We start from the raw sequence: 24,388 nt of genomic DNA on the forward strand, positions 1-24,388 counted from the left end.
GGACTCCGCCTGCGGGAGTGCGGTCGAGCACGAAGCCGTTCAGCCGGCTCAGAGCGGCCCCAGCAGGGTGGCCAGAGTGTCGTCGCCCTGACCGAGCTGAGCCCCGCCGGTCGGTGGCACGATCAGGAAACGTCGGCAGCCGTCGAGTTCGACGTACCGGTCCGGACCGGTGCCGTCCAGCGGGCGCAGCACCGCGAAGCGGGACGCCGGGGTGGCGCAGTCGGCCACCGCTCGACGGTTGGCCAATGCCCGGAGCACGCCCGCCTGGCGCTCGGCCGGGAGCGGCCCGCCGTACACGAAATCACCCGCTGGTTTGCCGCCGCCCTGCTCGGATGCGGGCACCTGGTAGACGCAGAGGCGCATCGGCCCGGCGGCCGGCGACGTGGCCGCTCCGGGCGGCGCGGTGCGTCCGTTGGTGGTTTCCACCCACACCATGTCCGCCCACCGTTGCGCGCATCCGGCGGCGTCGGCCGCGGGGGATCCGACCTGCCCGACGGTACGGGTGTCCACCGTGGTCCATTTCGCACCGTCCAGTGCGGCGGTGACCTCGGGGCGGGGTTTGCCGCAGGAGGTTGTCGGCAGGTACGGGCGCAGCCAGCGCCCCCGGTCGTCGAGCAGGGCCAGCCAGGGCGGGACGACCATGTCGAGGGTGCAGATGTTCTCGCCGTGCGCCCGTTGGTTTGGCAGGCGCAGCGCGGCGAGCAGCGGTGCGATCTCCTCGGCGCGTCGCTCGGTGGCGACCTGCTCCCGACCTCCGTTTGGGGCCGGCCGGATCTGTCGACCACAGATCACGGCGGCGACCGGGGTGAACGCGGGGTCGATGCGCCCGATCCTGGGCTCGGGCACGGCCGGTGTCGGCGTCTGCGTGTTCGGCAGCGACAGGATGCCTCCGGCTTGTGGTGCCGCTGTGGCGCAGGAGGTCCACGTCTCGGCAATCTCGGCCGGGCCGGGCTCGTTCTCCCCACCCGGCCCGATGTTCGTGCCACCGCAGCCGCTCAGCGCCACGCCGAGCAGAGCCACCGCCAGTGCCGATCGGCCCGCGCGCATCCGGCTCACCACCTCTCCACCCGAAGATGGGACGGACGGCGAACACTCCCGGTTCCGGCGAGGCAGACGGAACCGAGGCCCGCTGTTCGGCGTCAGAGCGGGGTGGACAGACGACGTGCCGCGGTCCTCAGCGTGATTGCCTTGCTTGCCGCGACGGGATGCACCGGGCCGAGCGGCGGGACGAACTCCCCGTCATCGAGCGCGGCGGCGACTCCCCCGTCGACAGGCGCAGCCGCGCCCGCCGTCCGCCTCGTCGAGGAACACCTGGCGGACCTGCACCTCTGGGTGAGCAACCAGTCGTTCCGGGACGACCCGGTCGTCCTCACAATCAGCATCGACGGCATCGCGATCGTCGATCAACGCTTCACGGTCGAGGGCCAGCACACCTTCGTCCTGTTCCCGGTGCGGGTGCCGCCGGGCGGCCACGTGGTGCGCGTCGTCTCGGCCACGGGAGTCGACTTCCAGGAGAGGTTCACGATGCCCGAGCGCGGGCGCCGGTACGCGGCGGTCGGCTATGTGAACGCCGTCGATGACAGTGGCCGGGCAATCGACTGGCTCATCCGGTCCACCCCGATCGCGTTCGCCTGAGTGAACGGCGGCGTGACCCGGGTGACCAGCGGGGACGCCGCCGGGAAGGTGCCGAGCCCCCGCCGGCAGAATGACCGGATGGCACATCTGGGACTTGTCGCGCTGCTGGTCGGGGAGTACGACGAGGCGATCGACTTCTACGTCGGCGGCCTCGGCTTCGAGTTGGTGGAGGACACGGCCCGACCGGACGGTTCGCGCTGGGTGGTGGTCCGCCCGACGGGTGCCCGGGAGACGGCGTTGCTGCTGGCGCGACCGAGCACCGCCGAGCAGCGGGCCCGGGTCGGCGACCAGACCGGTGGCCGGGTCGGGCTGTTCCTCTACACCGAGGATTTCGCCCGGGACCACGCCCGGATGGTGGCCGCCGGGGTGCGTTTCCTTGAGGAGCCGCGGCACGAGTCGTACGGCTCGGTGGCGGTATTCGTCGATCTCTACGGCAACCGGTGGGACCTGCTCCAGCCCGCGGCCTGACATGGCGGTTTTGCGACACATCGCGCACAATGGGTGATCGTTGGCGTTCAGTCGTGTTATTCTCCGACGTCGATCTCTGCCGTGCGGACCCGGACCGGGTCGTTGTCGGAAGGACACTTCCCGATGCCGGCCGCTGCCACCCAGACCGTGCCGCCGCCGCCCACCCTGGACAATCCGGCTGGTGGCGCGCTCAGCCTCATCTTCACCACGATGCCGGCGTTGCTGCGGCTGACCTGCGGTGTGGTCGGCGCGGCGGTGGCCCTGTCGGTGCACACCCCGCCGGTCGAGTCAGTCGTGTTGCTGCCCGCTGTTGCCGGGTTGACCGCCTGGTCGCTCTGGTACGCGCACCGCGCGTGGCGTCATGGCATCAATCCCGCCCTGGTCGCCGCTGACGTCGCGATAACCGCGGTGACCTGCCTGCTCATCCCCGTGCTGGTGGCACCGGGGGTGCTGCCCGGCGAGGGCAGTTGGATCGCCGTGCTGGCCAGCACCACGGTGATCAACGCGCAGGCCACCGCCCCGGCGCGCTGGTCGATCCCGGCCGGGTTGCTCGTCGTCGCCGCCTACGCGACGGGCGCGCAGGCGGCCGGCAATTCCACCGAGGCTCGGGCGCACGCGGCCACTCTGCTGGTGCAGACCGCCTGCACGGCCATGATGGCGACGGTGATGCGCCGACGGATCGGCCGCGCGGACCGCGTGTTCGTCGAGCATCAGCGGCTCACCCGGGAGGCGTTGGTCGCACGGGCCGCCCGCGACGCCGAACGCCAGCAGAATCGCGACCTGCACGACACGGTGCTCGGCACGCTCACCATGGTGGGGCTCGGCGCGGTGGCCGGCCCCACGGCCGCCTTTCGCGAGCGGTGTGCCGCCGACCTGCGTACTCTCGTCGCGCTCACCGACGTCGGCCCGGTGGCCGGCGACGGCCCGGTGCCGCTGGACGGGCGGTTGCGGGCGGTGACGGGCCGGCTGCCCGAGCTTCCGGCGCACCTGGACCTGGCGTCGTGCGCGGTCCCGGCCGGTGTGGCCGACGCGATCAGCGAGAGCACCTACGCGGCGCTGTCCAACGTGGTCCGCCACGCACCGGGCGCGCGGGTCACGCTGCGGCTGAGCCGGGACGCGGTCGGCGTCGTGGTCGAGGTCGCCGACGACGGCCCCGGCTTCGACCCGACCACCGTCCCACCCCACCGGTACGGGTTGCGCGAGTCGATCCTCGGCCGGATGGCGGCGGTCGGTGGCCGGGCCGACGTGCAATCGGCACCCGGCGCGGGCACCCGAATCCGACTGGAGTGGCCCGGTGTCGGCTGACCTCGGCGCCCCGGCGCACCCCCTCAGCGGACCGGAGGTTCCGGAGCGGACCAGCGTGCCCACACCCCGGGAGCCGACGTCCGCGGCGGGGCTCGCCGCGCCGGCTGCCGTGGCACACGCCTCCGACCGGGGTGCCCGGATCGCCGCCGTCGCCATCGCGCTGGCCTGGCACATCGCGATCGGGTTGCCGGCGGTGCTGGCCGCCCGCGCGGAGTTCGCCGCACCGGCGGTGGTGCTCGGCGGCTGGGCACTGGTCGCGGTGGCCGGCGCCGTGGCCGGGGTACGACTCCTGCGCAACTCGCCGCTGCCGCCGTGGCCGCTGGCCGGGCTGCTGCTCGCCGTCGACGTGGCCGTCTTCGTCGCCGCCGGTGACCGGCAGTTGTTCACCGCCGCCAACTGGGTGTGGAGCACGCTCGGTTGGTTCTTCGTGCTGGCGCTGTGGGGTCGCCGGGTGGTGGGGCTGATCGCGCTGCTGACCACGCACGCGGTGATCGCGCTGCTCGCCGTGCTCGTGCACGGCCCCGACCCGGCCGACGTGGCCCGCTACGTGATGTACGTCTACGGCACGTTCTCGCTGCCGGTGGCGGTGTTCGTGGGCAGCGCGGTGATCGTCAGCCTGGCTCGGGAACGGGCCGCGGTCTCCGCCGCCGGCCATGCGATGGCCGCGGAGCGGGATGCCGCCGAGCGGGCCCTCCGGGAACGCCGCGATCGGCTCGCCCTGGTCGGCTCGGCAGCCGGGCGAGTGCTCGGGGAGTTGGCAGCCGGCCAGGTCGATCCGGGCGACCCGGAGGTGCAGCGCAGGTGTGTGCTCGCCGCCGCCCGGCTGCGCCGACTGATCGCGGAGTCCGACGACGTGCCCGACCCGCTGCTGCACGAGTTGCGGGCCGCCGCCGACCTGGCCGAACGCAACGGCCTGCCGATCGACCTGGTCACCATCGGCACCCCGCCGCCGCTGCCGGTGGAGATCCGACGCCGGCTGGCCGACCCGCTCAACGGCATCCTCGCCGACGCCCGGGGTTGGGCCCGACTGACCGTGGTCTCCGGTCCGAACGAGGTGGTGGTCAGCCTGGTCACACCGGACCGGGAGGGGCCGGAGGCCACCGGCCCGCCCCATGGGGAGCACGACGACGGGCAGGTTGAGCACCTCTACGAACGGGACGGAAGCATCAGATGGGCGCAGACCCAGTGGCGGCGGTGACCGGCGACCGGCCGATCGGGGTGGCGATCGTCGACGACCACCCGGTCGTGGTCGACGGTGTACGCGCCTGGCTCGCCACCGAGCCGCGGCTGACGGTACTGGCCACCGGGGACGACCCGGACGAGGTGCTGCGGGCGGCGCCGGACGCCGACGTCGTCCTGCTCGACCTGCGGCTGCACGGGCGGATGGCGTTGGACAAGTTGGCCGAGCTGAGCGCCGCCGGGCGGCGGGTGGTGGTCTACTCGGAGCACACCGACCCCGCGACCATGCTCGCCGCACTCGACGCCGGGGCGGTGGCGTTCCTGGCCAAGCACGAAGGCCGGGAGCACTGCGTGGCGACCGTGCTGGCCGCCGCGAGCGATCGACCGTACGTGCCGCCCACGCTGGCCGGGGCGATGGTCGGCGATCCACGGCCGGACCGGCCGATGCTGTCCGACAAGGAACGTGAGGCCCTGCTGCTCTGGTTCCAGTCGATGTCCAAGGCGTCGGTGGCCCGTCGGATGCAGATCAGCGAGCACACGGTGAAGCAGTACGTCGACCGTGCGCGGATCAAGTACACCCGGGCGGGGCGGCCAGCCGCCACGAAGGCGGCATTGCTCGCCCGCGCGATCGAGGACGGCCTCGTCCGCCCGGAGGAGATTGGCATCTACCGGTCACAGGCGACGCACGACCGGCCGACCCCCTAACGGGCGTCATGACAGCCGCCTTCCGATCCGCCACGCTTCACAGCACAGCCATCTGACCGGGAGGTCGTGACGATGCGCGCCGACGCGTCCCCCTTTTTCATAGCTCCCCATCGGTTCGACGCCCCGGACGACGATGTGGGGCCGACCCTGGACTACCGCTACAACCTGCGTCCCGCCCCCGGCGAGCGGGTGCTCGGGCGGCACCGGCTGCTGGTCGCGGGCTACCTGCTCGGGCCGACGGAGACGCGGCGCGGCTGGCGGCTGCCCGAGCCGGTCTCGGTGACCGTCACCGACCAGCGGATCTGCTGGGTGGGCAGCGGCGCGCAACTGTCGCTGGTCGTCGACCACACGCCACGGTCCCGGCCCCCCGCCCGCCTCAACGGCCTGATGAGCGGGCAGATCCGCTGGCAGTGGCCGTCCCGATTGGAGCTGCCGGCAGCCGAGCAGGACGCGGCGGCACAGTTGCTGATCGTCTGCGACGCGTTACGCACCATTCAGCAGCCGGCGTTGGCCCTGGGCGGGCCGGTCGGTGAGGTCGCCGCGCTGGCCCGGCAGATCCGCCGGGCGGTGGCCATGTTCCGGCTCACCCGCCCCGAACTGGTCGACCTGTCGGCACAGGAGCGCGACGTGCTGCTGCTGCGGGCCGGCCCCGGCCTGCTCGCCGGGGACACCCGGGTCACGCTGCCCGGCTCGCTGCCGGTGGAGTTCCACTCCCGGGACGACTACTACCGCTCGGGGCCGGAGCCGACCCCGTGGAGCGGGATCGCAGGCGGCGCAGCATCCGGGCATCGGTGAAGCCGACGGTCCGCGCGGCGGCTTCCACGGTCGTGCCGTGCCCGATCAGGTGCTCGGCACGCTCCACCCGCAGCAGTTGCTGGTAGCCGAGCGGGGTGAGCCCGGTCGCCGCGCGGAACAGCCGGGTCAGCGTCCGTTCGGCCACGCCGCCGGCGGCGGCCAGCTCGGCCAGTGGCAGCGGCTCCGCGTACCGACTGTCGATCAGATCCTGCACCCGGTGCACCGAATCAGACAGGTGGGAGCGGTGCCGCATCATCGCGCTGGCCTGCTGCTCGTGCCCGTTGCGGCGGGCGTAGACGACCAGGGTGTGGGCGATCTTTGCGGCGATCGCCGGGCCGTGCCGGGTAGCCACCAGGTGCAGCGCCACGTCGATGCCACTGGCGATGCCGGCCGAGGTGACCACCCGGTCGTCGACCACGTACAGCACATCCCGGGTGACCCGCGCCGCCGGGTGACGGCGGGCCAGGTCGTCCTGCACCTCGTGGTGGGTGGTGCAGCGTCGGCCGTCGAGCAGCCCGGCCCGCCCGAGGGCGTACGCCCCGGCGCAGACACTGGCCACCGTGCCGCCGGCCGCGTGGTGCTCGGCAAGCCGCCGCAGGTCGCCGGGTGACACCGGCCCCTCCGGCCCGTGCGCCGCCGGCCGCCAACCGGGCACGAGCACCAGGTCGTCCGGGGTCAACTCGGGCCACCGGACGTCGGCGACCAGCGGTACGCCCTGCACGGTGGGCACCTGCTCCCGCTCGGCGACGTAGTGCAGCCGATAGTCGTACCCCAGGTCGGCGGCGCTGGAGAAGACCTGGGCCGGCCCGGCGAGGTCCAGCAGGTGCAACTGCGGGACCAGCAGGAAGACGACCCGGGTCATCCCGTCAGCTCCGGGTGCCGGCGAGGGACGCGCCGGTCACCTCGTCCACGGTGCGGATGGTCGCGAAGCGGCCGGACAACGCGTACTCGGTGCGGGTGACGATCTCCTCGTTGGTCAGGGTGCGGGGGTCGGCGAGGATCTCCTCGACCGCCGCGGTCTCCGGCAGATCCCAGTGCGGGATGGGGAAGGTCAGTGTGGCGTCGGTGACGAAGGTCATCCGGTAGCCGAGGTCCGAGCCGACCCGGGTGGTGGTCTCCACGCACTGCTCGGTGCGGATGCCGCAGACGGTGATGTCGTGCACGCCGGCCTGGGTGAGCAACTGCTGGAGATTCGTGGTGGTGAACGCGTTGTGCGCGGTCTTGACCAGCGTCGGCTCCCCCGCGGCCGGCACCAGCCCCTCGATCAGCCGCACGTGCCCGAGTGCGGGGTCGAACAATCCGCCCGTGCCCGGCTCGGAGTGCAGGACCCAGACCACCAGGTCGCCGCGCTCCCGGGCAGCGGCGACCAGTCGATCGACCTGACGGACCAGGTCGGGGTTGGAACCGTACGCCCAGATCGGGCGCTGACGGAAGGACTCCTGAACGTCGATCACGACGAGTGCTGCTCTGTTCATGACTGAAGATCCTGACCGGGTGGCGGTCGCGTCGGCAGACACCATCGTGCCCGGGTGCGGAACGATCCGGCCAACTCGTCGTCAGGCGTTGGTCGCGCGGCGCTCGTCGGCGGCGTCCAGAGCGGCGGCCTCCTCCGGGGTGGGCGCGCTGCCGCCCAGGTGCGCGGGTAGCCACCAGGTGTCGTCCGGGCCGGCCGGTGCGTCCGGGTACTCCCGCTGGGCCCGATCGACGAGGGCGCTGAGCCGGGTTTTCAGCTCGGCGTCGAGCATGTTCGGGTCGGAGAAATCCGCCGGGTTGATCGGCTCGCCGATCAGAACGGTGATCGGAGTGTGCCGGCGGGTGAGCGTGCGCGGGCGGCCCTTGGTCCAGAGCCGCTGGGTGCCCCACAGTGCGACCGGCAACACCGGCACCTTGGCCGAGCGGGCCATCCGGACCGTGCCGCTCTTGAGCTCCTTGACGGTGAACGACTGGCTGATCGTCGCCTCGGGGAAGACGCCGACGACCTCGCCGCGCTTGAGCGCGGCCACGGCGGCGCGGAACGAGGCCGCGCCGGCCTGCCGGTCCACCGGAATGTGCCGCATCCCCCGCATCAGCGGCCCGCCGATTTTGTGGGTGAAGACCGACTGCTTGGCCATGAACCGAACCAGCCGACCCGACGCGTTGGCACCCAGGCCGGCGAAGATGAAGTCGAGGTAGCTGACATGGTTGCTGGCGAGCACCGCCCCGCCGGTGCGCGGTACGTGGTGGGCGCCCTCGATAGTGATCTTCAGGTCGAGAAGACGGAACAACGTCTTGGCGGTGGCGATAACGGGCGGGTACACGAGCTCCGGCATCCGCAGAATCTACCCTGCCCGGCTGGAGTTCGGCTGGGCGGCGACCGGCGGCGGCGCAGGCTGCGCGCCACCGCCGGGTTCTGCGGTCGGGTCGGTCAGTCGGCGAGGTTGTCCAGGTCCAGTCGACCCCGGGCGAAGGCGTCCATCCGACCCCAGCGACCCGGGATGTCCAGCACCTCGATGCGGCCCATCCCGACCGGCAGCCGTGGCTCGACCGCCAGGTGACCCTCGTGCGGTTCCAGACCGAGCATGGTGCGAAGCAGCAGCAGCGGCGTACCGGTCGACCAGGCCTGCGGGCTGCACGCCGTCGGGTACTCCACCGGGAACTTGGTGAGCTCCCGCGGGTAGCCGCCGAACGCCTCCGGCAACCGGCCGTCGAAGTACGTGGCCGCGTCCAGGATGCCGTTGGCGATGGTTGCGGCCTCCTCCGGGAAACCGTAGCGGCGCAGGCCCCAGGCGATGAACGAGTTGTCGAACGGCCAGATCGTGCCGTTGTGGTAGCCGATCGGGTTGTAGCGGGCCTCCCCCTCGGCGAGCGTCCGCACCCCCCAGCCGGAGAAGAGCCGCGGCCCCACCAGGTGTCGGGCGATCTTCTCCGCCCGCTCGGGTTCGACGATCCCGCTCCACAGCAGGTGACCGATGTTGGAGCTGAGGATGTCGCACTGGCGGCCGTCCGGGTCGAGGGCCAGGGCGTAGTACTCGCCGTCCTCCACCCACCAGTCCCGGTTGAACCGCGCCCGCAGCTCTGCCGCTTCCCGCTCCAACTGGTCGGCGAACTCCGGGTCGTCCCAGAACTCGCGAGCCATCCGGGCCGCGCGGATCTTCGCGTCGTACGCGTACCCCTGCACCTCGCAGGTGGCCCGCGGAAACGGCGGCAGCGTGCCGTCGGAGTAGGAGATCGAGTCCCAGGAGTCCTTCCAGCACTGGTTTTCCAGGCCGGTGTCGGTGTTGCGCCGCTCGTACCAGATGTAGCCGTTGCCGACCAGGTCGGCGTAGTTGTCGATCCACCTCAGCGCCGCCCGTGACTCCTGCTCCAACTCCTTGACCAGCGCCACGTCCCCGGTCCACCGCTCGTACTCGTCGAGCAGCACGACGAACAGCGGCGTCGCGTCCACCGAGCCGTAGTACGGCGAGTGCGGCTGCTCCTCGAAGGCCGCGGTTTCGCCGTAGCGCATCTCGTGCAGGATCCGCCCCGGGTCCTCGTCCCGGAAGTCGTCGAACCGGCTGCCCTGCAGGGACGCGAGGATACGTAGCGTCGTCTTCGACAACTGCGGGGTGAACGGCAGCGTCTGCAGGCAGGTGAGGATGCTGTCCCGACCGAACATGGTCATGAACCAGGGCAGGCCGGCGGCCGGCAGGGTCGCGCCGCCCAGCGACAGGGGCGAGAAGCGCAGCGCCGCCAGGTCGATCAGGCTGCGCCGGTAGGTGCTGGCCACCCGGCCATGTTCACTGTTGACCTTCGGAGCGTCGGCGATCCAACGCTCCAGGTCGTGTTGCAGGGCAAGCCGCTCGGTGCCGTGCACGCGCACTCCGAAACGCAGATCCCGACCGCCGGGCCCGAGCGCCTGGGTCTGGACGTCGATCACGGCTTCCCACTGCTCGTTGGGTTCCAGGTGGACGGTGTACGTGAAGCCCCTGTTGTCGTAACGGGGCGCCATCGACGAGGAGATGACCGTTTCCCGCTGGAAGTTGCCCCGGCGATAGCCCAACCGCAGCCGGTCCGATTCGACCTCGGTGTAGATCTCGCCCTTCTTGTTGAGGATCTCGTCCTTGACCTGGAACAGGTCGGCGAAATCCGAGGCCGCGTCCATCCGGACTTCCAGATCGACCGGCTTCTCGTCGTGGTTGAGAATGGTGAGCTGCTCTCGGAAGCTGCCGCCGACCGCGCGCTCCCGGATGATCGACAACTTCGCGTCCACGTAGTGGGTGGCCATCCCCGGGACGAGGAAGAACCGCGACTCGAAGTACTGCAGGTCGTCGTAGGAGAGCGAGTTCAGCCGGTCGCCGTTGACGGTCAGCACCCAGGTGGACAGGAACCGGGTGTCGATGGAGAACAGCCCGGTCGGCTCGCTCGGAGTCGCCTCGATGTCACCGGTGTCCTCGCAGACGACGAACGTGTTGCCGTCCAGGATCCGGACCGTGTTGCTCTGCCCCATCAGTGCACCCCCCCGGCGAAGCGCCGACGGGGCCCACGGGCGTCCGGGGAACTCGGGAAGATCCGCTCCACCTGCACCACCAGCCGGGCGTCGCCGGTCACGGTCATGTCCCCGCGCAACAGCGCAGCCAGGCCGTGCTCACGGCCCGCGGCGATGTCGTCGAAGAGGACCGGGCTCGCGCCGATCACGGTGTCGGCCTCCTGGTCCTCCTGACTCACGTTCAGCCGGCCGCGGTCGATCCTCAGCAGCCAGTGCCGGGTCTGCGCCCCCTCGTGCAGGTCGATACGCAGTGTCCCGGAGGTCTTCGCCAGCAGGGGCTCGTACCCCCGCCGGTCCAGATCCTCGAAGAACCTCGTGGTCGCGTCCACCATCGGGTCCACTCCTCCCAGTTGCCGGGCCCGGGATCCCAGTTCCGCGCTCAGTCGCGCGGACGGCCGGCGTTGCACGTCCCCGCACGGGTCCCCACCGCCTCCCCGGTCAACCTCGCCCGGATCGGGTGAACGACTCCGGCACCGACCTGGCCCGGACACCGCAGCGCCGGCTCTCCCGCATCGGGAGAGCCGGCGCGCCCGCGGCGGACGGTCAGTTGTTCGGGTCGTCGGCGCTGATGTCCGCGAGCACCGACTGTGGTTCGCGCTCGACGGCGAGGTCACCCATCGACACCAGGCCGACAAGGCGCCCGTCGTCGATCACCGGGAGCCGGCGTACGGCATACGTACGCATCAGGTCCGCGGCGGCCACCACGTCGTCGTACTGACTCACGGTGATCACGTCGCGGGTGGTGACCTGGCTCAGCCGGGTCGAGCCCGGGTCCATGTTCTCCGCGACACCTCGGACCGTGATATCCCGGTCCGTGACGATGCCGACCACGCTGTCGCCGTCGGTCACCACCACATCGCCAATCGCACTGTCACGCATTTCCTGCGCGGCTGCGATGAGCGTCTCGTTGCCGTCCATCGTCACCAACCGGGTCGTCATGAACTCTCCGACCGTTGTCATGGTGCTCCCCTCTCGGTGTCGGCACGGCCCGTCTACCCGCCACGCGGGAGGGGGTAACGCCGACCGCCGATGACTATCCGTGGGGGTGCCGCAGGCGCCGCAGCTCGTACAGGCCACTGCTGGTCAGGGAGTAGAAGATCGGCAACAGCAGGAAGATCGCCAGTGCGAACAGCGGGTTGACCAGGTATCCGACGAGGATCGCCAGCGCGTACCCCAGGAGGCCGATCGCGGCCCGTGCCCGTTCGGCCGGGAAGAAGCGACGCGGCACCGTCTGGTCCAGCAGGTCGTGATGCCGGGTGAGGTAGTGGTACAGCCCCAGCCAGCTCACCGAGACCAGCACGCCGACCAGACCGTAGACGACCACGCCGGTCCGCTGGTCCGCCTGGTCGCCGTCCCGCATGGCCTGCGAGACGACCGAGGTCGCGAACGGTAGCAGCGCGGTGCTGAACAGCACTCCGAGGTTGTACCACTGGAGGGCCTTTCCGCTGTTCTCCACCCGGTTGAAGGCCGCTCGGTGGTTCAGCCAGTTCACCGCCACGTACAGGTACGACGAGACATAGGCGAGGTACGCCGGCCACTGCTCGATCAGTGCGTGCAGCAGCTGACCGCGTTCGACCCGAGGTGGCTGCAGGTCGAGCACCAGCAGCGTGATGATGATGGCGAAGACACCGTCGCTGAACGACAGCAGACGGGAGGTTTCCCGTCGCAGCGGCGGGCCGCCGGGTGGGGTCTCGTCGCTGGTCCCGTCGACGCCCATCCACCCCTCCCCCGACGTTCCGTGGCGGCCGAGTCGGCACGGGAGGGCGGTATACCCGTCGGCGGGCGAGACACCCGCCTGCGGGCACCGCGCCCCGGCTACGCTGCCTACCACGGACGCACGATGACGGGCGAGCGGGTCAGCTCCGGGGCGGCATGCCGTAGATCCGTTCCACGTGCAGGCGCAGCACCAGCCGCCCCTCGTCGACCATGGCCTGGCGGTACTCGTCCCAGTCGGGGTGTTCGCCGCGCAGTGCCCGGTAGAGCACCACGAGTTCCTCGACGGTCTCGTCGCCGGGTTCGGCGGCCGGGGTGGTCAGCTCGGCGCGACCCTCGACCACCGCGTACGCCCAGCCGTCGTCGCTGGCGACGTGGAAGCTGGCCCGCGGGTCGCGGCGCAGGTTGGCCGTCTTGGCCCGGCCGTCGGTGACCGACACGCGGATCAGACCCGCGTCCCGATCGAAGCAGTGGACCACGGTGGAGAGCTGTGGCCGCCCGTCCCGCTTGATGGTCGCGAGAACGCCCATCGAACGCGCGGCGACCAGGTCGGTCAACGCCTGCTGGGTACGGTCATCCGGCACGTTTGCCTCCAGGTGGGACGGTCGACTTCGTCCCATCCAAGCACGACCGGTCGGCCGCCGCGCCCGGTCGTCAGCGGCCCCTCAAACGGGCCCGGGCCTTCGCCGACGTCGGCGAAGGCCCGGTGACGGCGACGATCAGCGGCGCTCGGCGGCGACCAACTCGGCGATCTGCACCGCGTTCAGCGCGGCACCCTTGCGCAGGTTGTCGTTCGAGCAGAACAGGGCCAGCCCGTACTCGGCGGTTTCGTCGGCGCGGATCCGTCCCACGTAGGTCGGGTCCTGCCCGGCGGCCTGCAACGGCGTCGGCACGTTGGTCAGTGCCACCCCGGGTGCGTCGGCCAGCAGCTCGTGGGCACGCTGCGGGGTGAGCGGCCGGGCGAACCGGGCGTTGATCTGCAGCGAGTGGCCGGTGAAGACCGGCACCCGGACGCAGGTGCCGGAGACCAACAGGTCGGGGATCTCGAGGATCTTGCGGCTCTCGTTGCGCAGCTTCTGTTCCTCGTCGGTCTCGAACGAGCCGTCGTCGACGATCGAACCCGCCAGCGGGAGGACGTTGAAGGCGATCGGTTCGGCGAACGAGCGCGGCGCGGGGAACTCCACGGCCGACCCGTCGAAGGCCAGCCCGGCGGCGTGCTCGGCAACCTTGCGGACCTGCTCGTCCAGCTCGGCGACGCCGGCCAGCCCGGCACCGGAGACCGCCTGGTACGTGGAGACGACCAGGCCGACCAGGCCCGCCTCGGCGTGCAGCGGGCGCAGCACCGGCATCGCGGCCATCGTGGTGCAGTTGGGGTTGGCGATGATGCCCTTCGGGCGGTCGAGGGCAGCCTGCGGGTTGACCTCGGCGACGACCAGCGGCACCAGCGGGTCCATCCGGAACGCGGAGGAGTTGTCGATCACCACGGCGCCGGACTCGGCGACCCGGGGGGCCAGCTCCTGCGCGGTGCCCTTACCGGCCGAGAAGAGCACGATGTCCAGCTCGGAGTAGTCAGCGGTTGCGGCGTCCTCGACGATCACCTCACCGTCGCGCCACGGCAGTGTGCGCCCGGCGGACCGCGCCGAGGCGAACAAACGCACCTGCTCCGCCGGGAACTCCCGATCCGCCAGCACCTGCCGCATCACGCCACCGACCTGGCCGGTGGCCCCCACAATGCCGATCCTCATGCCCGCGAGGCTACCCAGCCCACCCCGGAAACCGGGAGCCCTTCCCACCCCCCGGGTCCCGCATCACACCCCACCCCGCCCCCACACCCCCGCCCACCCCTGTCCACCCCCTCCCCCGTTGATCATGAAGTTATTGCCGTGACACGCCGTCGCAGGTGACAACAACTTCATGATCAACAGCGAAGGGCGGGACCGGGAGGACTCCCTCGTACATCCTCACTGTCAGGGGAGGAGGTCGCCTAGGGCGGCTGCTGTTAGTTCGTCGCGGATGATGGCGGCGTCGCCCTCCACGACCAGGGTCAGCGCGTCCGGATGCAGGTGGGTGGCCGCCGCCGCGGAGACCTGGTCCACGTCGGCGGCGAGCAGCGACTCACGCAACCGGGCGTGGTAGTCGTCCGGCAGGTCGTGCACCACCAGCGTGGTCAGCGCGGAGGCGATCGCCCGAGGGCTCTGCAACTCGACCGAGAGCTGCCCGGCCCGCCAGGAGCGGGCCACCGCCAGCTCGTCCTCGGTCACCCCACTGGCCTGGGTACGGTTGATCTCCCCCACCGCCTCGACCAGGGCCGGCACGGTGACCGCGGTCTGTACGCCGGAGCTGACCCCGAACCGGCCGAACCGCCGGGACGAGGCAAAATCACCCCGAATGCCGTAGGTGTAGCCGTGCACCTCGCGGAGCAGGTGGTTGAGCCGGGAGGTGAACGCCCCGCCGAGCACCGTGCCGGCGAGCGTCATCGGCACGTGGTCGGGGTGCGCCCGGTACGGCGACGGGTGGCCCAGCCGCAGCGTGGACTGCACCGAGCCGGGCCGGTCCACCAGGATAATCCGCCGACCGGTGTGCAACGGCACCTCGATCGGGCCGCCCCGCTCCGCCGGGCCGCCACCGGTGCCGGCGAACGCCGCGGCGCCCAGCGCGTCCAGGTCGATCCGGTCCAGGTCGCCGGCGACGATCAGGGTGCCGGGGCGCAGGAACCACTCGGAGTGGAAGACCGTCACGTCCTCCACGTCCAGCCCGGCGACCGACTCCGGGTCGCCGTGCATCGGGCGCCCCCAGCGGTTCTGGGCACCGAACAGGTCCGCGCGCAACGCGGCGTCGGCGCGCGGGCCCGGGTTGGCCCAGTCCATCCGCAGCGCGGTCGCCTCGTCGTCACGGACCCGGCGCACGTCGGCAGGGTCCAGCCGGGGCGTCCGGACAGCCTCGGCGAGCAGCTCCACGGCCGCGCTGAGCCGGTCCACCGGGACCACCACGCTGGCCTGGAACGAGTCCCAGTCCAACCCGGTCGACAACGCGGTGCCGAGCCCTTCGACGGCGAGCGCGTAAGCGGCGGCGTCCCGCTGTGCGGTCCCCTCCTCCAACGCCTTGGCCAGCACCCCGGACAGGCCCTCCTTGCCGAGCGGCTCCTGGCCCGCGCCCACGTCGAGCAGCAGCAGAGCAACGGCGAGGTTCTGCCCGGGCAGGTGTGCGGCGACGACCTGACCGCCGGCCACGGCGCGGCGCACCACCGGCGGGAACCGGTACGGGCGGGCGGCACCCGGGCCGGGACGGTCGGCGATCAACGTCATGAGGTCTCCTCGGGCAGGTAGGTCAGGATCACCCGGTCGGTGGCGAGCACATCGGCGGCGGCCTCGGCGATCTGCTCGGCGGTGACCGCGAGCAGGGCCGGCAACTGGTCCACGACACGGGCCGGGTCGCCGAACTGCGTGGCGTACCGGCCGAGCAGATCGGCACGGCCGTCCACCGTGGACAGCTGACGCCACCACCCGGTGCTGAGCATGGCCTTGGCCCGGTCCAGCTCGGCGGCGGTGACCGGCACGGTGGCCAGCTCGTCGACGACCTCGGCCAGCCCTTCGGCCAGCCGCTCGGCGCTCACTCCGGCGCGGGCGGTGGCGGTGGCGATCAGCGGTGCCGGGGCGTGCGCGAGGTCCACCCCGTACGCCCCGACCAGGTCCGGCTGGGCGATCCGTTCACCGTCGGCGAGCCGCTGGTAGAGCCGGCTGCCCCGGCCGCTGCCGAGGACGGTGGCGAGAACGGTGGCCACGTTGTAGCCCGGGCTGCCGTACGGGTAGGTGCGGTGGGCGACGTACACCCGCGGTGCCGGCACGTCGGCGCTGACCGACTCGACGGCCGTCTGCCCGGTCGCCGGCACGCTGCGGCCGTCCGGGGCGGAGGAAATGTCATCGCGTGCGGGCAGCGCGCCGAAGTACTTGTCGGCCAGCGCGAACACGTCGGAGGCGGTGGCATCGCCGACAACGGTGAGCACCGCGTTGTTGGGCGCGTAGTAGGTCTGGTGGAACGACTGGAAGGTGGCGAGGTCGGCGGCGTTCAGGTCAGCCATCGAGCCGATCGTCGGGTGATGGTACGGATGTCCCTGCGGGTAGAGCAGCGGCAACAGGCGCAGCCAGGCGTCCCCGTACGGGACGTTCTCGTAGCGTTGCCGGCGCTCGTTCTTGACCACGTCCCGTTGGTTGTCCAGCGTCTCCTGCGTGAGCGCGGGGACCAGGCCGCCCATCCGGTCGGCCTCCAACCAGAGCGCCAACTCCAGGTGCTCGGCCGGGACCGTCTCGAAGTAGTTGGTCCGGTCCGGGTTGGTCGTGGCGTTCAGCGAGCCGCCGGAGCCCTGGATCAGTTTCATGTGCTCGGTCTTCGCCACGTTCACCGAGCCCTCGAACATCAGGTGTTCGAAGAGGTGGGCGAAGCCGGTCTGCCCGGCCGGTTCGTGCCGGGAACCAACGTCGTACCAGAGGTTGACGGCCACGGCCGGCGCGGTGCGGTCTTCACTCACCACCACGCGCAGGCCGTTGTCCAGTCGGGACGTCTCGATGGGCCAGGGGTAACCGCTTTCGGGCATCCCCCGACGCTATCCGATCTCGTGGGCGGAAAGGTGACGTGCGGGCGGTCGGCGAGCCGACCGCCGGGCATCGAGGCCGCCGGTCGGGGTACCGGAGGGGCATGACCGTCAACCCGCCCCCGTCCCGGGCCGCCACCGCCGTCGAACGTGCCAGCGCCGCGCTCAGCCGGCGGCGCCGCGGCCGGTTGCTGCATCCGGCCGGTCGCTCGTTCGTCGGCGAGACGGTGATCTGGGGTACGCCCGGACCACCCACCGGGGTCGGTCTGCTGGACGACCCCGGTCGGTACCGGGCCACCGTCCGCCTCTCCAAGGGCACGCCCACGCCCGGCAGTTGGCCAGACGTGCTGGGCCTCGCGGTGCGCCTGCACCGTGACGCCGACCGACCGTTCGACCTGCTGGTCAGCTCCAGCGGCGCGGCCCCGGTGCTGCGGAACCTGCCGCTGCCCCGGCGCTGCTTCACCGGGACGTACAGCACGATCATGTGCTACCGCGCGGGCCCGCGCCGACTGTGGTTGGCCGCGCTGGCCGACCCCGACTCGGTCGACCTCGGTTGCAGCCTGGCCACGGTGGCCGCCGCGACCCGGACGGACACGCCGCGCCTGGTGCTCGCGATCGCGTCCGCCGTGGGGCCGTGGCGGCCGGTCGGGCAGGTCAGCATCGGCGCCCAGCTCGGTGCGGCGGAGGACGCCGCGCTCGCCTTCGACCCGGTGCGCAACCTGCCACCCGAGCTACGGCTGGCAGGTCCGCTGGCCTGGCTGCGGGAGCAGACCTACCGGGGGTCCCGCCGGGCACGCCGGTCGACCGCTCAGTCCGGCGGCTCGACCGCGGCCACCGTCTGATCCGAAGTACGGCGTTCCAGCACCGTGTCGGGCGCCGCGTTCTGGTCCGCCTCACGGATGTCCGATTCGGTGAGGATGGCCTCCGCCTGCGCCTCCGGGTCGTCGCTGCCCACCGTGGCCTCCTCGGGCAGGAGGTGCGCCCGGGACTCCACCCGGTCCTGATCGCTCTGCTCGTCCGTCATGGCACCCCTGTTACCCCGACCTCGCCCTCGGCACGCGGTGTTCGCTGGGCGGCCTTCGGCACGCGGTGTTCGCTGCGCGCATCTTGGGACGACTGCGGATCAGCCCGCCCGGTCGGGTAGGCTGGCCCGGTGACGCGTTCCTATCGATGGTTTAGACAGCCGGCTCGCAAGCCGGTGACTTCACCATGAACTGACGTCACCACGGACCGAGCCGGCTGGGCAGGAGCTGTCGTTCCTGCCCTTTTGCGTACGAGCAGCCGGCTCGTCCCGGGCACCGGCCCCGGGCACGGTCGGCGGAAGGATGCCCACCGTGACGACCCCGGAGACCGATCGGGTCAGTGATCAGCGGATCGACCGTGTCGTGCCGCTGACCACGCCCGCCCTCCTGCACCACGAGTTGCCCCTGGACGCCCCGCTCGCCTCGTCCGTGCTCAGCGGCCGCCGCGAGGTGGGTCGCGTGCTGGACCGCGAGGACGACCGCCTGCTGGTGGTTGTCGGCCCCTGCTCGGTCCATGATCCGGCCGCCGCACTCGACTACGCCCAGCGGCTGCGCTCCACCGCGGACCGGCTCGCCGATGACCTGCTGATCGTCATGCGGGTCTACTTCGAGAAGCCGCGCTCCACTGTCGGCTGGAAGGGTCTGATCAACGACCCGGGCCTGGACGGCAGCGGGGACGTCAACACCGGCCTGCGGCTGGCCCGGGCGCTGCTGCTCGACGTGCTCCGCGTCGGCCTGCCGGTGGGCTGTGAGTTCCTCGACCCGATCACCCCGCAGTACATCGCGGACACGGTGGCCTGGGGCGCGATCGGCGCCCGCACCGTGGAGAGCCAGGTGCACCGCCAGCTCGCCTCCGGCCTGTCCATGCCGATCGGCATGAAGAACCGCCCGGACGGCAGCATCGGCACGGCGGTGGACGCGATCCGCGCCGCCGGGGTGCCGCACGTCTTCCCCGGCATCGACTTCTCCGGCACCCCGGCGATCATGCACACCCGGGGCAACACGGACGGTCACCTGGTGCTGCGCGGCGGGGGCGGTCGGCCCAATTACGACGCGCAGTCGGTTGGCGGTGCACTCGACCTGCTCCGCGCGGCCGGGTTGCCGGAGCGGCTGGTGATCGACGCCAGTCACGCCAACAGCGGCAAGGACCACCGCAACCAGCCGCTGGTCGCCGCCGACGTGGCCGCCCAGCTGGCTGCCGGCCAGCGCGGGATCACCGGCGTGATGCTGGAGTCGTTCCTGCTGCCCGGTCGGCAGGACCTCGACCCGACCCGGGAGCTGGAGTACGGCCGGTCGGTCACCGACGCCTGCCTCGGCTGGGACGACACCGCCGAGGTGCTCGACCACCTGGCGTCCGCGGTGAAGGCTCGCCGGGCCACCCTGCCAACGACGGTGTGACGGCCGACACCTCGGTGCGTGGAACACCGGCGGGGGTCGACTCGTTGACCGGAGTGTCGGTGTGTCCAGTGTCCCCGGGCCTCACCTAAATAGCCTTCGCGGAATACCGTCCGGCTGGAGCCGCGTAGTGCCACTCGCCGAGAGGCGACCTGCACACCGACACCAGCGCCGCCCCCGGCCCACAAGGCCGGGGGCGGCGCTGTCTGTACGCCCACTTCCCCGGCTGGCTCCGCGTGAGGTCCCCCCAACGCAGATGGGCCAGCCGCTCAGCGTGAGGTTTCCCGGCGCGACGTTTGACCGATTCCGGCCCGGGTAGCTGATCGGCGTGACCGACGACGCATCCGTGGCCGGCGAGCCGGACACCCAGGCCCTCGACGACCTGCTCGACGACATCTACCGGGCGCAGGAGCGGGTCACCCAGGCACAGATCTACCGCCGGGCGGTGGCCGCCGAGCTCCCGCCGGACCTGCTCGCCCGCATCGACGCGCTCCCCGAGGGCGAGTACTCGGTGGACGAGGCGAGCGACCTGCTGGGCGGCTCCGTCGCGTGAGCGACCTTGGCGGTTCCACCGCCTGAGCGATGCAGAAGGGACACCGACATGACGCACCACGAGGACCACGACGAGAAGGTGTCGGCGCTGGGTCAACCGCCGAAGGGCAGGGACACCACGCCGGAGCCGGACTTCGCCAACGAACACGACCGCACCGCCGTGGATCGGGACATCATCACCGGGGCGGACGAGGATGAGCGGGAACCGGAGTCGCCGCACGGGTGGTCCGGCATGCAGCGCTGAGGCGTACGCGCAGCGGGGGCCGGCATCCGCCGGCCCCCGCTGCCGTTCACTTCCGTCAGTCGTCGCCGTGCCCACCCTCGGCGGCCTGCTGCGCCGTCGCGTATGCCATCTGCAGGAAGTCGGACGCGGCGACCGCCGTCAGCGCGGTGGCCACCAGCCGGGTCAGTCGGGGCGCGAGCACCAGGCCACCGGTCAGCCCGGTGGCCACCCAGACCGCCAGGCAGAACGGGCAGCTCAGCAACTCGCCGATGGCGTGCCGGGTGGAGCTGCCCGAGTCGCGGACCTGCTCCATCACCTCACCGCTGCCGATCGGGCGGTCGTAGCGGGTGAACGGCGCCCGCAACGGGCTGGTCACCGCGTCCTTGGACAGCAGCCGGCTCAGTTTGTGCGTGGCGATGGAGAGCAGCACCACGTCGGACGGGGCGGGACGCTCCGGCACCGGCCGACCGGTCACCTTGACCAGGCCGGCGAGCGCCCCGGTCACCCCGGCGTAGGCGCCCATCGCCGCCAGGTAGCCGCCGAGCGGCCGGTGTTCGTGCGGCGCGTACGCCCGACGCAGCCGCGTCGCCTTATGTCGCAGGCCAGTGTCGCTCACCCGGTCTCCTCGTTTCGTGTGGTGGTGCGGGCGCGCGTCCCGCGCGGCCGGCTCAGCCAGCCTGGAGGTTGTCGGCGACCTCGCGTGCCAGGTTGGTGAGCGCCTCGTCGGCCAACTGGTCCGGGCCCGGCCCGCCCGACCCGTCGGCCAGGTCGAGCTGGATCCGGGCGCCGCCGGAATCCGCCGGCTCGACCCGGATCTCGGCAGACCAGTCATCGGCGTCGCCGTCACCCCATCGAGCCCGCAACTCCTCGCCGCTGATCTCAGCGGCGGGGCTGCCGTCGCCGCGCAGCGGCTCCGGCAGCCAGGCCGAGGCTCGGTCGGGGTCGGTGGCCGTGTTGAAGACCACCTCGGGTGGCGCGGACATGCCGCGCACCGCGCGCGCCCCCATCAGGAGTCCCGCAGGCGGCTGGGGTCCACCTCCCGGCCCGGGTGGCGGGCCAGGTACTCGGTCTCCAGCTCCGCGGTGCGCCGTAGGTGGTTGGCGAGTGCGGAGTCCGCCGCGTGCCGCAGGGTATCCAGGCGGGTGCGGTGCAGGCTGTGCATCTCGCGGATCAGGTCCTCGTCGGTCAACTCCGTCGGGTCGATGCCGAGCAGGTCGCCGTCGAGACCCGTGGCACCCGCCGGGTCGTCCAGGTGATCGCCGCCCCACTCGGGCACCCGCTGCTCCGGGCTCATGTCCGTGCTGCCGCTGGACGCAAAGCCGTCCTCACGTACCGATCCGGTCATCATCGCCCCCCTTGATCTCGTTTGGGCTGGCGTCTAGACGAATGCCCAGGCGCGGTGACGCCAAACCCTCTCGGCGGTGCGACAGCTACGACACGGTGTCGGAGACCGGCACCGTGCCCGGTACCCTCGATGCCATGAGGCGGCTCTGGACCCCGACGTGGATCGCACGTCACGTGGCCATGGTCGTGCTGGCCCTGGGCTTCCTCGGGCTGGGCTGGTGGCAGGTCAGCCGGGCCGCCGCGGGCAACAGCCTGAGCTGGGGGTACGCGGTCGAGTGGCCGATCTTCGCCGGCTTCGTGGTCTACGTCTGGTGGCGCGAGGTGAAGCTGGCCCGCCGCAGCGCGGACGAGGCCGACGCGCCGCCGGCGGATCCGGCCGACGCGCCGGCACCGGTCGTCACCGCAGGGTCCCGACCGGCGGTACGCCGACCGGTGCGGGTGTCCCGCGTGTCGGCCGACGCCGACGCCGTCGAGGACACGGACCTGGCCGCTTACAACCACTACCTGTCATGGTTGAGCGCCAATCCGGGCGCCCGGCCCGGCGACTATCCCGGCTGAGCCGGACTCGGAAGGACGGACGAAGGTGGGCGCTGCCCTTACCCGGTACCGCGTGATCGCCTGGATCGTGGGCGTGGTGCTGATCCTGCTGGTCGTGATCGGCATGCCGCTGAAGTACGTGTTCGACAACGCCGTAGTGGTGGAGACGGTGGGGCCGGCGCACGGCTTCCTCTACATGATCTACCTGGTGGCCGCGTTCGACCTCAGTCGCCGAGCCGACTGGCCGCTCAAGCGGATGCTGCTGGTGATGTTGGCCGGCACCGTGCCGTTCGTCTCGTTCTTCGCCGAGCGTCGGGTCAGCGCCTGGCTGGCCGCGCCTCAGGCGACACGGGCTCCGGAGCCGGTCGCCCGCTGAGCGGCCGGTGGGTCGACGCCGCCTGGGCGCCGGCCCACCGTCGTGTCAGCGACTGGGCCGCCACGGGTCGGCCGACGCGAGCGGGTCGACCCAGCCGCCGTACCGGTTGACTTCCCGGGCCCGTAACAGCGCCCGGGTGACCTGGCCGAACTGCCGCTCGTCGTCGGCGCTGAACAGCAGCATCTCCGCTCCCCGGTGCCACCCCCACAACTCGTGGGGCGGCGGGCGCCAGCGATCGCCGACCAGGGCCAGCGCAGCGGGGAGCAGCAGCACCGCGCCGAGGATGAGGTACGCCCCGGCGGTCAGGCGTTGCAGCCCGCCGGTGAAGCCGAGCAGCAGCGCGACACCGCCGAGCATGCTGGCGGTGATGACGACGGCCCGGACGGCGATCCGGTCGTGCGGGCCTCGGGTGGTACGCAGATGGGTCAGGTCGGCGATTCGGTAACTGGTTCGGCCGACGGTGAACCGGTCGACGGTCACGATGATGCCGGGCCGCGCGTACAGCAGGGTCGACCGGGCGCCCGGCACCGTTCGCGGCGGTCGCACACTTGCGCCTTCACGATCCACGGTTCCTCCCGCGGGGGACGGTTGGCCGGGTTGACCCGCTGGTGACGGACGTCGCTCTCCGCGGACGGGATTCCCGGCTCCGCCTTCATTGTGTTGTGGCCCCGCCAGTCGGCCCGGGCATTTACGAACTCTCGACAGCTCCCCCAAACCGGTGACATCGTCGAGAAACAGCATCCATTTCAACTTTTATCGGTTATGGACGGCAGGATTCCGGCGGCATACGCCCGGAACGACGAAGGTCACATATCAGTCAAAAGCCTCTTGAACGGGTGCGCGAACGCACCGCAGCAGGTGTCATCAACGCCACCCAACGCAGGAACCCGACCTGTATCTCCGCCAACTTTCGCCCCTGCTTCAACTGCGAGCGACATCCGTCCCGGGTTAGGTTGGGCAAGCCGGTCCGGCCCAGTGCCGTCCGCCCGGATGGCTCCGGCCGGTGTCGCCGAGGGCGTCAGCAGCCCCGGCGGCCGTGGGAGAGGGGCCTTTCGCTCTTGTCATCCCTGAGAAACCTGCTGCGCACCGTGGCGCTGGTCGGCATGTCGGCCGCGCTGATCGCCCCGACGGCGGCGGCCCACGCCGAGCCGTCCCCGGCCGACCTGACCCGCCGGATCGAGACGTCCTCCACCGAGTTGGAACGGGTCGTCGAGTCGTACAACAAGCTGCGTGAGGAGATCAAGACAAACGAGGCCGCGGTGGCCCGATTACACGCCCGCATCGGTCCACTGGAGCAACAGGCCCAGCAGAGCCGGGCCGATGTGGCCGAGTTGGCCAACACCGCGTACAAGAGCGGCGCCCTACGTACCGCGGACGCCCTGCTGCATCCCGGCGGCGCCTCCGGGCTGCTGGACCGGCTTGGCACGATCGACCAACTGACCCGCCAGCGGCAGGAGCGCATCTCCGGCTTCACCGCCGACCAACGGCGGCTGCTCGACGAGAAAGCCGGCCTGGACGCCACCCTGGTCCGACAGGCCGCGCAGGCCCGCCAGCTCGCGGCCGGCAAGAAGCAGATCGAACGGGACCTGGCCAAGCTGTACGAGCTGCGCCGGCAGGCGTACGGGGCGGCCACCGAGCGACCCGAACCCAAGGCCGCGGCGGCCGAGGCCAAGAACGTGCCCGCGGTGGCCGGTGATGCCGGTGCCGCCGTGCGCTACGCATTCGGAGCGGTGGGCAAGCCGTACGTCTGGGCAGCCGACGGGCCGAACGGCTACGACTGTTCCGGGCTGACCTTGGCGGCCTGGCGGGCGGCCGGGAAGTCCCTGCCACACAACACCCGCATGCAGTGGAGCGCGGTCGCCCACATCGGCCGGGGTGATTTACGCCCGGGTGACCTGGTCTTCTACAGCGGGCTCGGGCACGTCGCCCTCTACGTGGGTGACGGCCAGGTGATCGACGCGCCGAGCGCCGGTCGCAACGTGCTCAAACGGGGGATGAACATGATGTCCATCCAGGGCTACGGCCGGGTTCGCTAGTAACGACCGGC

General features: G+C 71.6%; 30 protein-coding genes. 13 read left to right on the top strand and 17 right to left on the bottom strand.

Going from position 1 to position 24,388, the window contains the following annotated elements; all coding sequences use genetic code 11:
- Window positions 1-48: 48 nt before the first annotated feature.
- Window positions 49-1,047 (bottom strand): hypothetical protein, encoded by a 999-nt coding sequence (locus JOD64_RS08305; RefSeq protein ID WP_204941697.1) that lies wholly within the window; start codon window positions 1,045-1,047, stop codon window positions 49-51.
- A gap of 132 nt (window positions 1,048-1,179) precedes the next feature.
- Between JOD64_RS08305 and JOD64_RS08310 the strand changes: the two genes are divergently transcribed.
- From JOD64_RS08310 to JOD64_RS08335, 6 genes are all read left to right on the top strand, one after another.
- On the top strand, window positions 1,180-1,635 hold the full coding sequence (locus JOD64_RS08310) for a DUF3558 domain-containing protein (RefSeq protein WP_204941698.1): 456 nt from the start codon (window positions 1,180-1,182) through the stop codon (window positions 1,633-1,635).
- Between the two features lie 78 nt (window positions 1,636-1,713).
- Window positions 1,714-2,103 carry a VOC family protein gene (locus JOD64_RS08315; RefSeq protein WP_204941699.1) on the top strand — a complete coding sequence of 130 codons (390 nt, stop codon included), beginning with the start codon at window positions 1,714-1,716 and terminating at the stop codon, window positions 2,101-2,103.
- A gap of 123 nt (window positions 2,104-2,226) precedes the next feature.
- Window positions 2,227-3,408 carry a sensor histidine kinase gene (locus JOD64_RS08320; RefSeq protein WP_204941700.1) on the top strand — a complete coding sequence of 394 codons (1,182 nt, stop codon included), beginning with the start codon at window positions 2,227-2,229 and terminating at the stop codon, window positions 3,406-3,408.
- A 55-nt stretch (window positions 3,409-3,463) separates the two neighbouring features.
- Complete coding sequence (locus tag JOD64_RS08325) at window positions 3,464-4,606, top strand: hypothetical protein (protein WP_307813914.1); 1,143 nt, start codon at window positions 3,464-3,466, stop codon at window positions 4,604-4,606.
- Window positions 4,579-5,292, top strand: a complete 714-nt coding sequence (locus tag JOD64_RS08330; RefSeq protein WP_204941702.1) for a response regulator transcription factor — start codon at window positions 4,579-4,581, stop codon at window positions 5,290-5,292. The genes JOD64_RS08325 and JOD64_RS08330 overlap by 28 nt, the downstream gene beginning before the upstream one ends.
- Window positions 5,293-5,364: 72 nt before the next feature.
- A complete protein-coding gene (locus JOD64_RS08335; protein WP_204941703.1) occupies window positions 5,365-6,087 on the top strand; it encodes a hypothetical protein in 723 nt (240 codons plus the stop codon).
- Here JOD64_RS08335 and JOD64_RS08340 read toward each other — a convergent pair.
- The 11 genes from JOD64_RS08340 to JOD64_RS08390 form a co-directional block, all read right to left on the bottom strand.
- Window positions 5,969-6,949: a GlxA family transcriptional regulator gene (locus JOD64_RS08340; protein ID WP_204941704.1), complete on the bottom strand. Its 981-nt coding sequence runs from the start codon at window positions 6,947-6,949 to the stop codon at window positions 5,969-5,971. The genes JOD64_RS08335 and JOD64_RS08340 overlap by 119 nt on opposite strands.
- Before the next feature lie 4 nt (window positions 6,950-6,953).
- Window positions 6,954-7,562, bottom strand: coding sequence for an isochorismatase family protein (locus JOD64_RS08345; RefSeq protein WP_204941705.1), 609 nt, complete (start codon window positions 7,560-7,562; stop codon window positions 6,954-6,956).
- A gap of 81 nt (window positions 7,563-7,643) precedes the next feature.
- On the bottom strand, window positions 7,644-8,396 hold the full coding sequence (locus JOD64_RS08350) for a lysophospholipid acyltransferase family protein (protein WP_204941706.1): 753 nt from the start codon (window positions 8,394-8,396) through the stop codon (window positions 7,644-7,646).
- 95 nt (window positions 8,397-8,491) lie between these two features.
- Window positions 8,492-10,552, bottom strand: a complete 2,061-nt coding sequence (locus JOD64_RS08355; protein ID WP_204941707.1) for an amylo-alpha-1,6-glucosidase — start codon at window positions 10,550-10,552, stop codon at window positions 8,492-8,494.
- Window positions 10,552-10,923, bottom strand: a complete 372-nt coding sequence (locus JOD64_RS08360; RefSeq protein ID WP_204941708.1) for an SCP2 sterol-binding domain-containing protein — start codon at window positions 10,921-10,923, stop codon at window positions 10,552-10,554. The genes JOD64_RS08355 and JOD64_RS08360 overlap by 1 nt, the downstream gene beginning before the upstream one ends.
- Window positions 10,924-11,134: 211 nt before the next feature.
- Window positions 11,135-11,551 (bottom strand): CBS domain-containing protein, encoded by a 417-nt coding sequence (locus JOD64_RS08365; RefSeq protein WP_204941709.1) that lies wholly within the window; start codon window positions 11,549-11,551, stop codon window positions 11,135-11,137.
- 73 nt (window positions 11,552-11,624) lie between these two features.
- Entirely contained in the window at window positions 11,625-12,308 is a 684-nt protein-coding gene (locus JOD64_RS08370; RefSeq protein WP_204941710.1) for a TMEM175 family protein, read from the bottom strand.
- Between the two features lie 139 nt (window positions 12,309-12,447).
- Window positions 12,448-12,924, bottom strand: a complete 477-nt coding sequence (locus JOD64_RS08375; protein ID WP_204941711.1) for a PPOX class F420-dependent oxidoreductase — start codon at window positions 12,922-12,924, stop codon at window positions 12,448-12,450.
- A 99-nt stretch (window positions 12,925-13,023) separates the two neighbouring features.
- Entirely contained in the window at window positions 13,024-14,049 is a 1,026-nt protein-coding gene (locus tag JOD64_RS08380; protein WP_204941712.1) for an aspartate-semialdehyde dehydrogenase, read from the bottom strand.
- A 222-nt stretch (window positions 14,050-14,271) separates the two neighbouring features.
- On the bottom strand, window positions 14,272-15,609 hold the full coding sequence (locus tag JOD64_RS08385) for a M16 family metallopeptidase (RefSeq protein WP_204941713.1): 1,338 nt from the start codon (window positions 15,607-15,609) through the stop codon (window positions 14,272-14,274).
- Window positions 15,606-16,895, bottom strand: coding sequence for a M16 family metallopeptidase (locus JOD64_RS08390; protein WP_204941714.1), 1,290 nt, complete (start codon window positions 16,893-16,895; stop codon window positions 15,606-15,608). Before JOD64_RS08390 ends, JOD64_RS08385 begins: the two co-directional genes overlap by 4 nt.
- 101 nt (window positions 16,896-16,996) lie before the next feature.
- On the opposite strand from JOD64_RS08390, the gene JOD64_RS08395 reads away from it, so the two are divergent.
- The gene (locus tag JOD64_RS08395; RefSeq protein ID WP_204941715.1) at window positions 16,997-17,734 is read left to right on the top strand and encodes a phosphodiesterase; all 738 of its coding nucleotides are present in this window, start codon (window positions 16,997-16,999) and stop codon (window positions 17,732-17,734) included.
- Here JOD64_RS08395 and JOD64_RS08400 read toward each other — a convergent pair.
- Window positions 17,701-17,916 carry a hypothetical protein gene (locus JOD64_RS08400; protein ID WP_204941716.1) on the bottom strand — a complete coding sequence of 72 codons (216 nt, stop codon included), beginning with the start codon at window positions 17,914-17,916 and terminating at the stop codon, window positions 17,701-17,703. The genes JOD64_RS08395 and JOD64_RS08400 overlap by 34 nt on opposite strands.
- A gap of 301 nt (window positions 17,917-18,217) precedes the next feature.
- Between JOD64_RS08400 and JOD64_RS08405 the strand changes: the two genes are divergently transcribed.
- The 3 genes from JOD64_RS08405 to JOD64_RS08415 all read left to right on the top strand — a co-directional run bounded on the left by JOD64_RS08405 (window position 18,218) and on the right by JOD64_RS08415 (window position 20,105).
- Window positions 18,218-19,312: a 3-deoxy-7-phosphoheptulonate synthase gene (locus JOD64_RS08405; protein ID WP_204941717.1), complete on the top strand. Its 1,095-nt coding sequence runs from the start codon at window positions 18,218-18,220 to the stop codon at window positions 19,310-19,312.
- Between the two features lie 316 nt (window positions 19,313-19,628).
- Complete coding sequence (locus JOD64_RS08410; RefSeq protein ID WP_239560293.1) at window positions 19,629-19,862, top strand: hypothetical protein; 234 nt, start codon at window positions 19,629-19,631, stop codon at window positions 19,860-19,862.
- 48 nt (window positions 19,863-19,910) lie between these two features.
- On the top strand, window positions 19,911-20,105 hold the full coding sequence (locus tag JOD64_RS08415; protein WP_204941719.1) for a hypothetical protein: 195 nt from the start codon (window positions 19,911-19,913) through the stop codon (window positions 20,103-20,105).
- Between the two features lie 55 nt (window positions 20,106-20,160).
- On the opposite strand, the gene JOD64_RS08420 is transcribed toward JOD64_RS08415, so the two are convergent.
- From JOD64_RS08420 to JOD64_RS08430, 3 genes are read right to left on the bottom strand one after another with little or no spacing between them, the layout of a single operon-like run.
- Window positions 20,161-20,700, bottom strand: coding sequence for a DUF1360 domain-containing protein (locus JOD64_RS08420; protein ID WP_204941720.1), 540 nt, complete (start codon window positions 20,698-20,700; stop codon window positions 20,161-20,163).
- Between the two features lie 52 nt (window positions 20,701-20,752).
- Window positions 20,753-21,091, bottom strand: a complete 339-nt coding sequence (locus JOD64_RS08425) for an SRPBCC family protein (protein WP_204941721.1) — start codon at window positions 21,089-21,091, stop codon at window positions 20,753-20,755.
- Window positions 21,091-21,432, bottom strand: a complete 342-nt coding sequence (locus tag JOD64_RS08430; protein ID WP_204941722.1) for a DUF6158 family protein — start codon at window positions 21,430-21,432, stop codon at window positions 21,091-21,093. The genes JOD64_RS08425 and JOD64_RS08430 overlap by 1 nt, the downstream gene beginning before the upstream one ends.
- A gap of 131 nt (window positions 21,433-21,563) precedes the next feature.
- On the opposite strand from JOD64_RS08430, the gene JOD64_RS08435 reads away from it, so the two are divergent.
- Together JOD64_RS08435 and JOD64_RS08440 are read left to right on the top strand one after the other, a co-directional pair.
- On the top strand, window positions 21,564-21,986 hold the full coding sequence (locus JOD64_RS08435) for a hypothetical protein (RefSeq protein ID WP_204941723.1): 423 nt from the start codon (window positions 21,564-21,566) through the stop codon (window positions 21,984-21,986).
- A 25-nt stretch (window positions 21,987-22,011) separates the two neighbouring features.
- Window positions 22,012-22,341 (top strand): DUF3817 domain-containing protein, encoded by a 330-nt coding sequence (locus JOD64_RS08440; protein ID WP_204941724.1) that lies wholly within the window; start codon window positions 22,012-22,014, stop codon window positions 22,339-22,341.
- 45 nt (window positions 22,342-22,386) lie between these two features.
- Here JOD64_RS08440 and JOD64_RS08445 read toward each other — a convergent pair whose 3' ends face one another.
- Entirely contained in the window at window positions 22,387-22,887 is a 501-nt protein-coding gene (locus JOD64_RS08445) for a DUF6232 family protein (protein WP_307813296.1), read from the bottom strand.
- 512 nt (window positions 22,888-23,399) lie between these two features.
- Here JOD64_RS08445 and JOD64_RS08450 point away from each other — a divergent pair.
- The gene (locus tag JOD64_RS08450) at window positions 23,400-24,377 is read left to right on the top strand and encodes a C40 family peptidase (RefSeq protein ID WP_204941726.1); all 978 of its coding nucleotides are present in this window, start codon (window positions 23,400-23,402) and stop codon (window positions 24,375-24,377) included.
- Window positions 24,378-24,388: the final 11 nt, after the last annotated feature.

Source organism: Micromonospora luteifusca, from assembly GCF_016907275.1.
GTDB classification, from domain to species: domain Bacteria; phylum Actinomycetota; class Actinomycetes; order Mycobacteriales; family Micromonosporaceae; genus Micromonospora; species Micromonospora luteifusca.

Bases quoted from the DNA above. Each gene is read 5' to 3' on its own strand.
- JOD64_RS08400 (WP_204941716.1), bottom strand. From the start codon at position 17,916: ATGACGGACGAGCAGAGCGATCAGGACCGGGTGGAGTCCCGGGCGCAC.
- JOD64_RS08330 (WP_204941702.1), top strand. From the start codon at position 4,579: ATGGGCGCAGACCCAGTGGCGGCGGTGACCGGCGACCGGCCGATCGGG.
- JOD64_RS08350 (WP_204941706.1), bottom strand. From the start codon at position 8,396: ATGCCGGAGCTCGTGTACCCGCCCGTTATCGCCACCGCCAAGACGTTG.
- JOD64_RS08435 (WP_204941723.1), top strand. From the start codon at position 21,564: ATGAGGCGGCTCTGGACCCCGACGTGGATCGCACGTCACGTGGCCATG.
- JOD64_RS08425 (WP_204941721.1), bottom strand. From the start codon at position 21,091: ATGGGGGCGCGCGCGGTGCGCGGCATGTCCGCGCCACCCGAGGTGGTC.
- JOD64_RS08370 (WP_204941710.1), bottom strand. From the start codon at position 12,308: ATGGGCGTCGACGGGACCAGCGACGAGACCCCACCCGGCGGCCCGCCG.
- JOD64_RS08380 (WP_204941712.1), bottom strand. From the start codon at position 14,049: ATGAGGATCGGCATTGTGGGGGCCACCGGCCAGGTCGGTGGCGTGATG.
- JOD64_RS08320 (WP_204941700.1), top strand. From the start codon at position 2,227: ATGCCGGCCGCTGCCACCCAGACCGTGCCGCCGCCGCCCACCCTGGAC.
- JOD64_RS08340 (WP_204941704.1), bottom strand. From the start codon at position 6,949: ATGACCCGGGTCGTCTTCCTGCTGGTCCCGCAGTTGCACCTGCTGGAC.
- JOD64_RS08305 (WP_204941697.1), bottom strand. From the start codon at position 1,047: ATGCGCGCGGGCCGATCGGCACTGGCGGTGGCTCTGCTCGGCGTGGCG.
- JOD64_RS08390 (WP_204941714.1), bottom strand. From the start codon at position 16,895: ATGCCCGAAAGCGGTTACCCCTGGCCCATCGAGACGTCCCGACTGGAC.
- JOD64_RS08415 (WP_204941719.1), top strand. From the start codon at position 19,911: ATGACGCACCACGAGGACCACGACGAGAAGGTGTCGGCGCTGGGTCAA.
- JOD64_RS08345 (WP_204941705.1), bottom strand. From the start codon at position 7,562: ATGAACAGAGCAGCACTCGTCGTGATCGACGTTCAGGAGTCCTTCCGT.
- JOD64_RS08360 (WP_204941708.1), bottom strand. From the start codon at position 10,923: ATGGTGGACGCGACCACGAGGTTCTTCGAGGATCTGGACCGGCGGGGG.
- JOD64_RS08375 (WP_204941711.1), bottom strand. From the start codon at position 12,924: ATGGGACGAAGTCGACCGTCCCACCTGGAGGCAAACGTGCCGGATGAC.
- JOD64_RS08430 (WP_204941722.1), bottom strand. From the start codon at position 21,432: ATGATGACCGGATCGGTACGTGAGGACGGCTTTGCGTCCAGCGGCAGC.
- JOD64_RS08395 (WP_204941715.1), top strand. From the start codon at position 16,997: ATGACCGTCAACCCGCCCCCGTCCCGGGCCGCCACCGCCGTCGAACGT.
- JOD64_RS08315 (WP_204941699.1), top strand. From the start codon at position 1,714: ATGGCACATCTGGGACTTGTCGCGCTGCTGGTCGGGGAGTACGACGAG.
- JOD64_RS08405 (WP_204941717.1), top strand. From the start codon at position 18,218: ATGCCCACCGTGACGACCCCGGAGACCGATCGGGTCAGTGATCAGCGG.
- JOD64_RS08335 (WP_204941703.1), top strand. From the start codon at position 5,365: ATGCGCGCCGACGCGTCCCCCTTTTTCATAGCTCCCCATCGGTTCGAC.
- JOD64_RS08385 (WP_204941713.1), bottom strand. From the start codon at position 15,609: ATGACGTTGATCGCCGACCGTCCCGGCCCGGGTGCCGCCCGCCCGTAC.
- JOD64_RS08355 (WP_204941707.1), bottom strand. From the start codon at position 10,552: ATGGGGCAGAGCAACACGGTCCGGATCCTGGACGGCAACACGTTCGTC.
- JOD64_RS08365 (WP_204941709.1), bottom strand. From the start codon at position 11,551: ATGACAACGGTCGGAGAGTTCATGACGACCCGGTTGGTGACGATGGAC.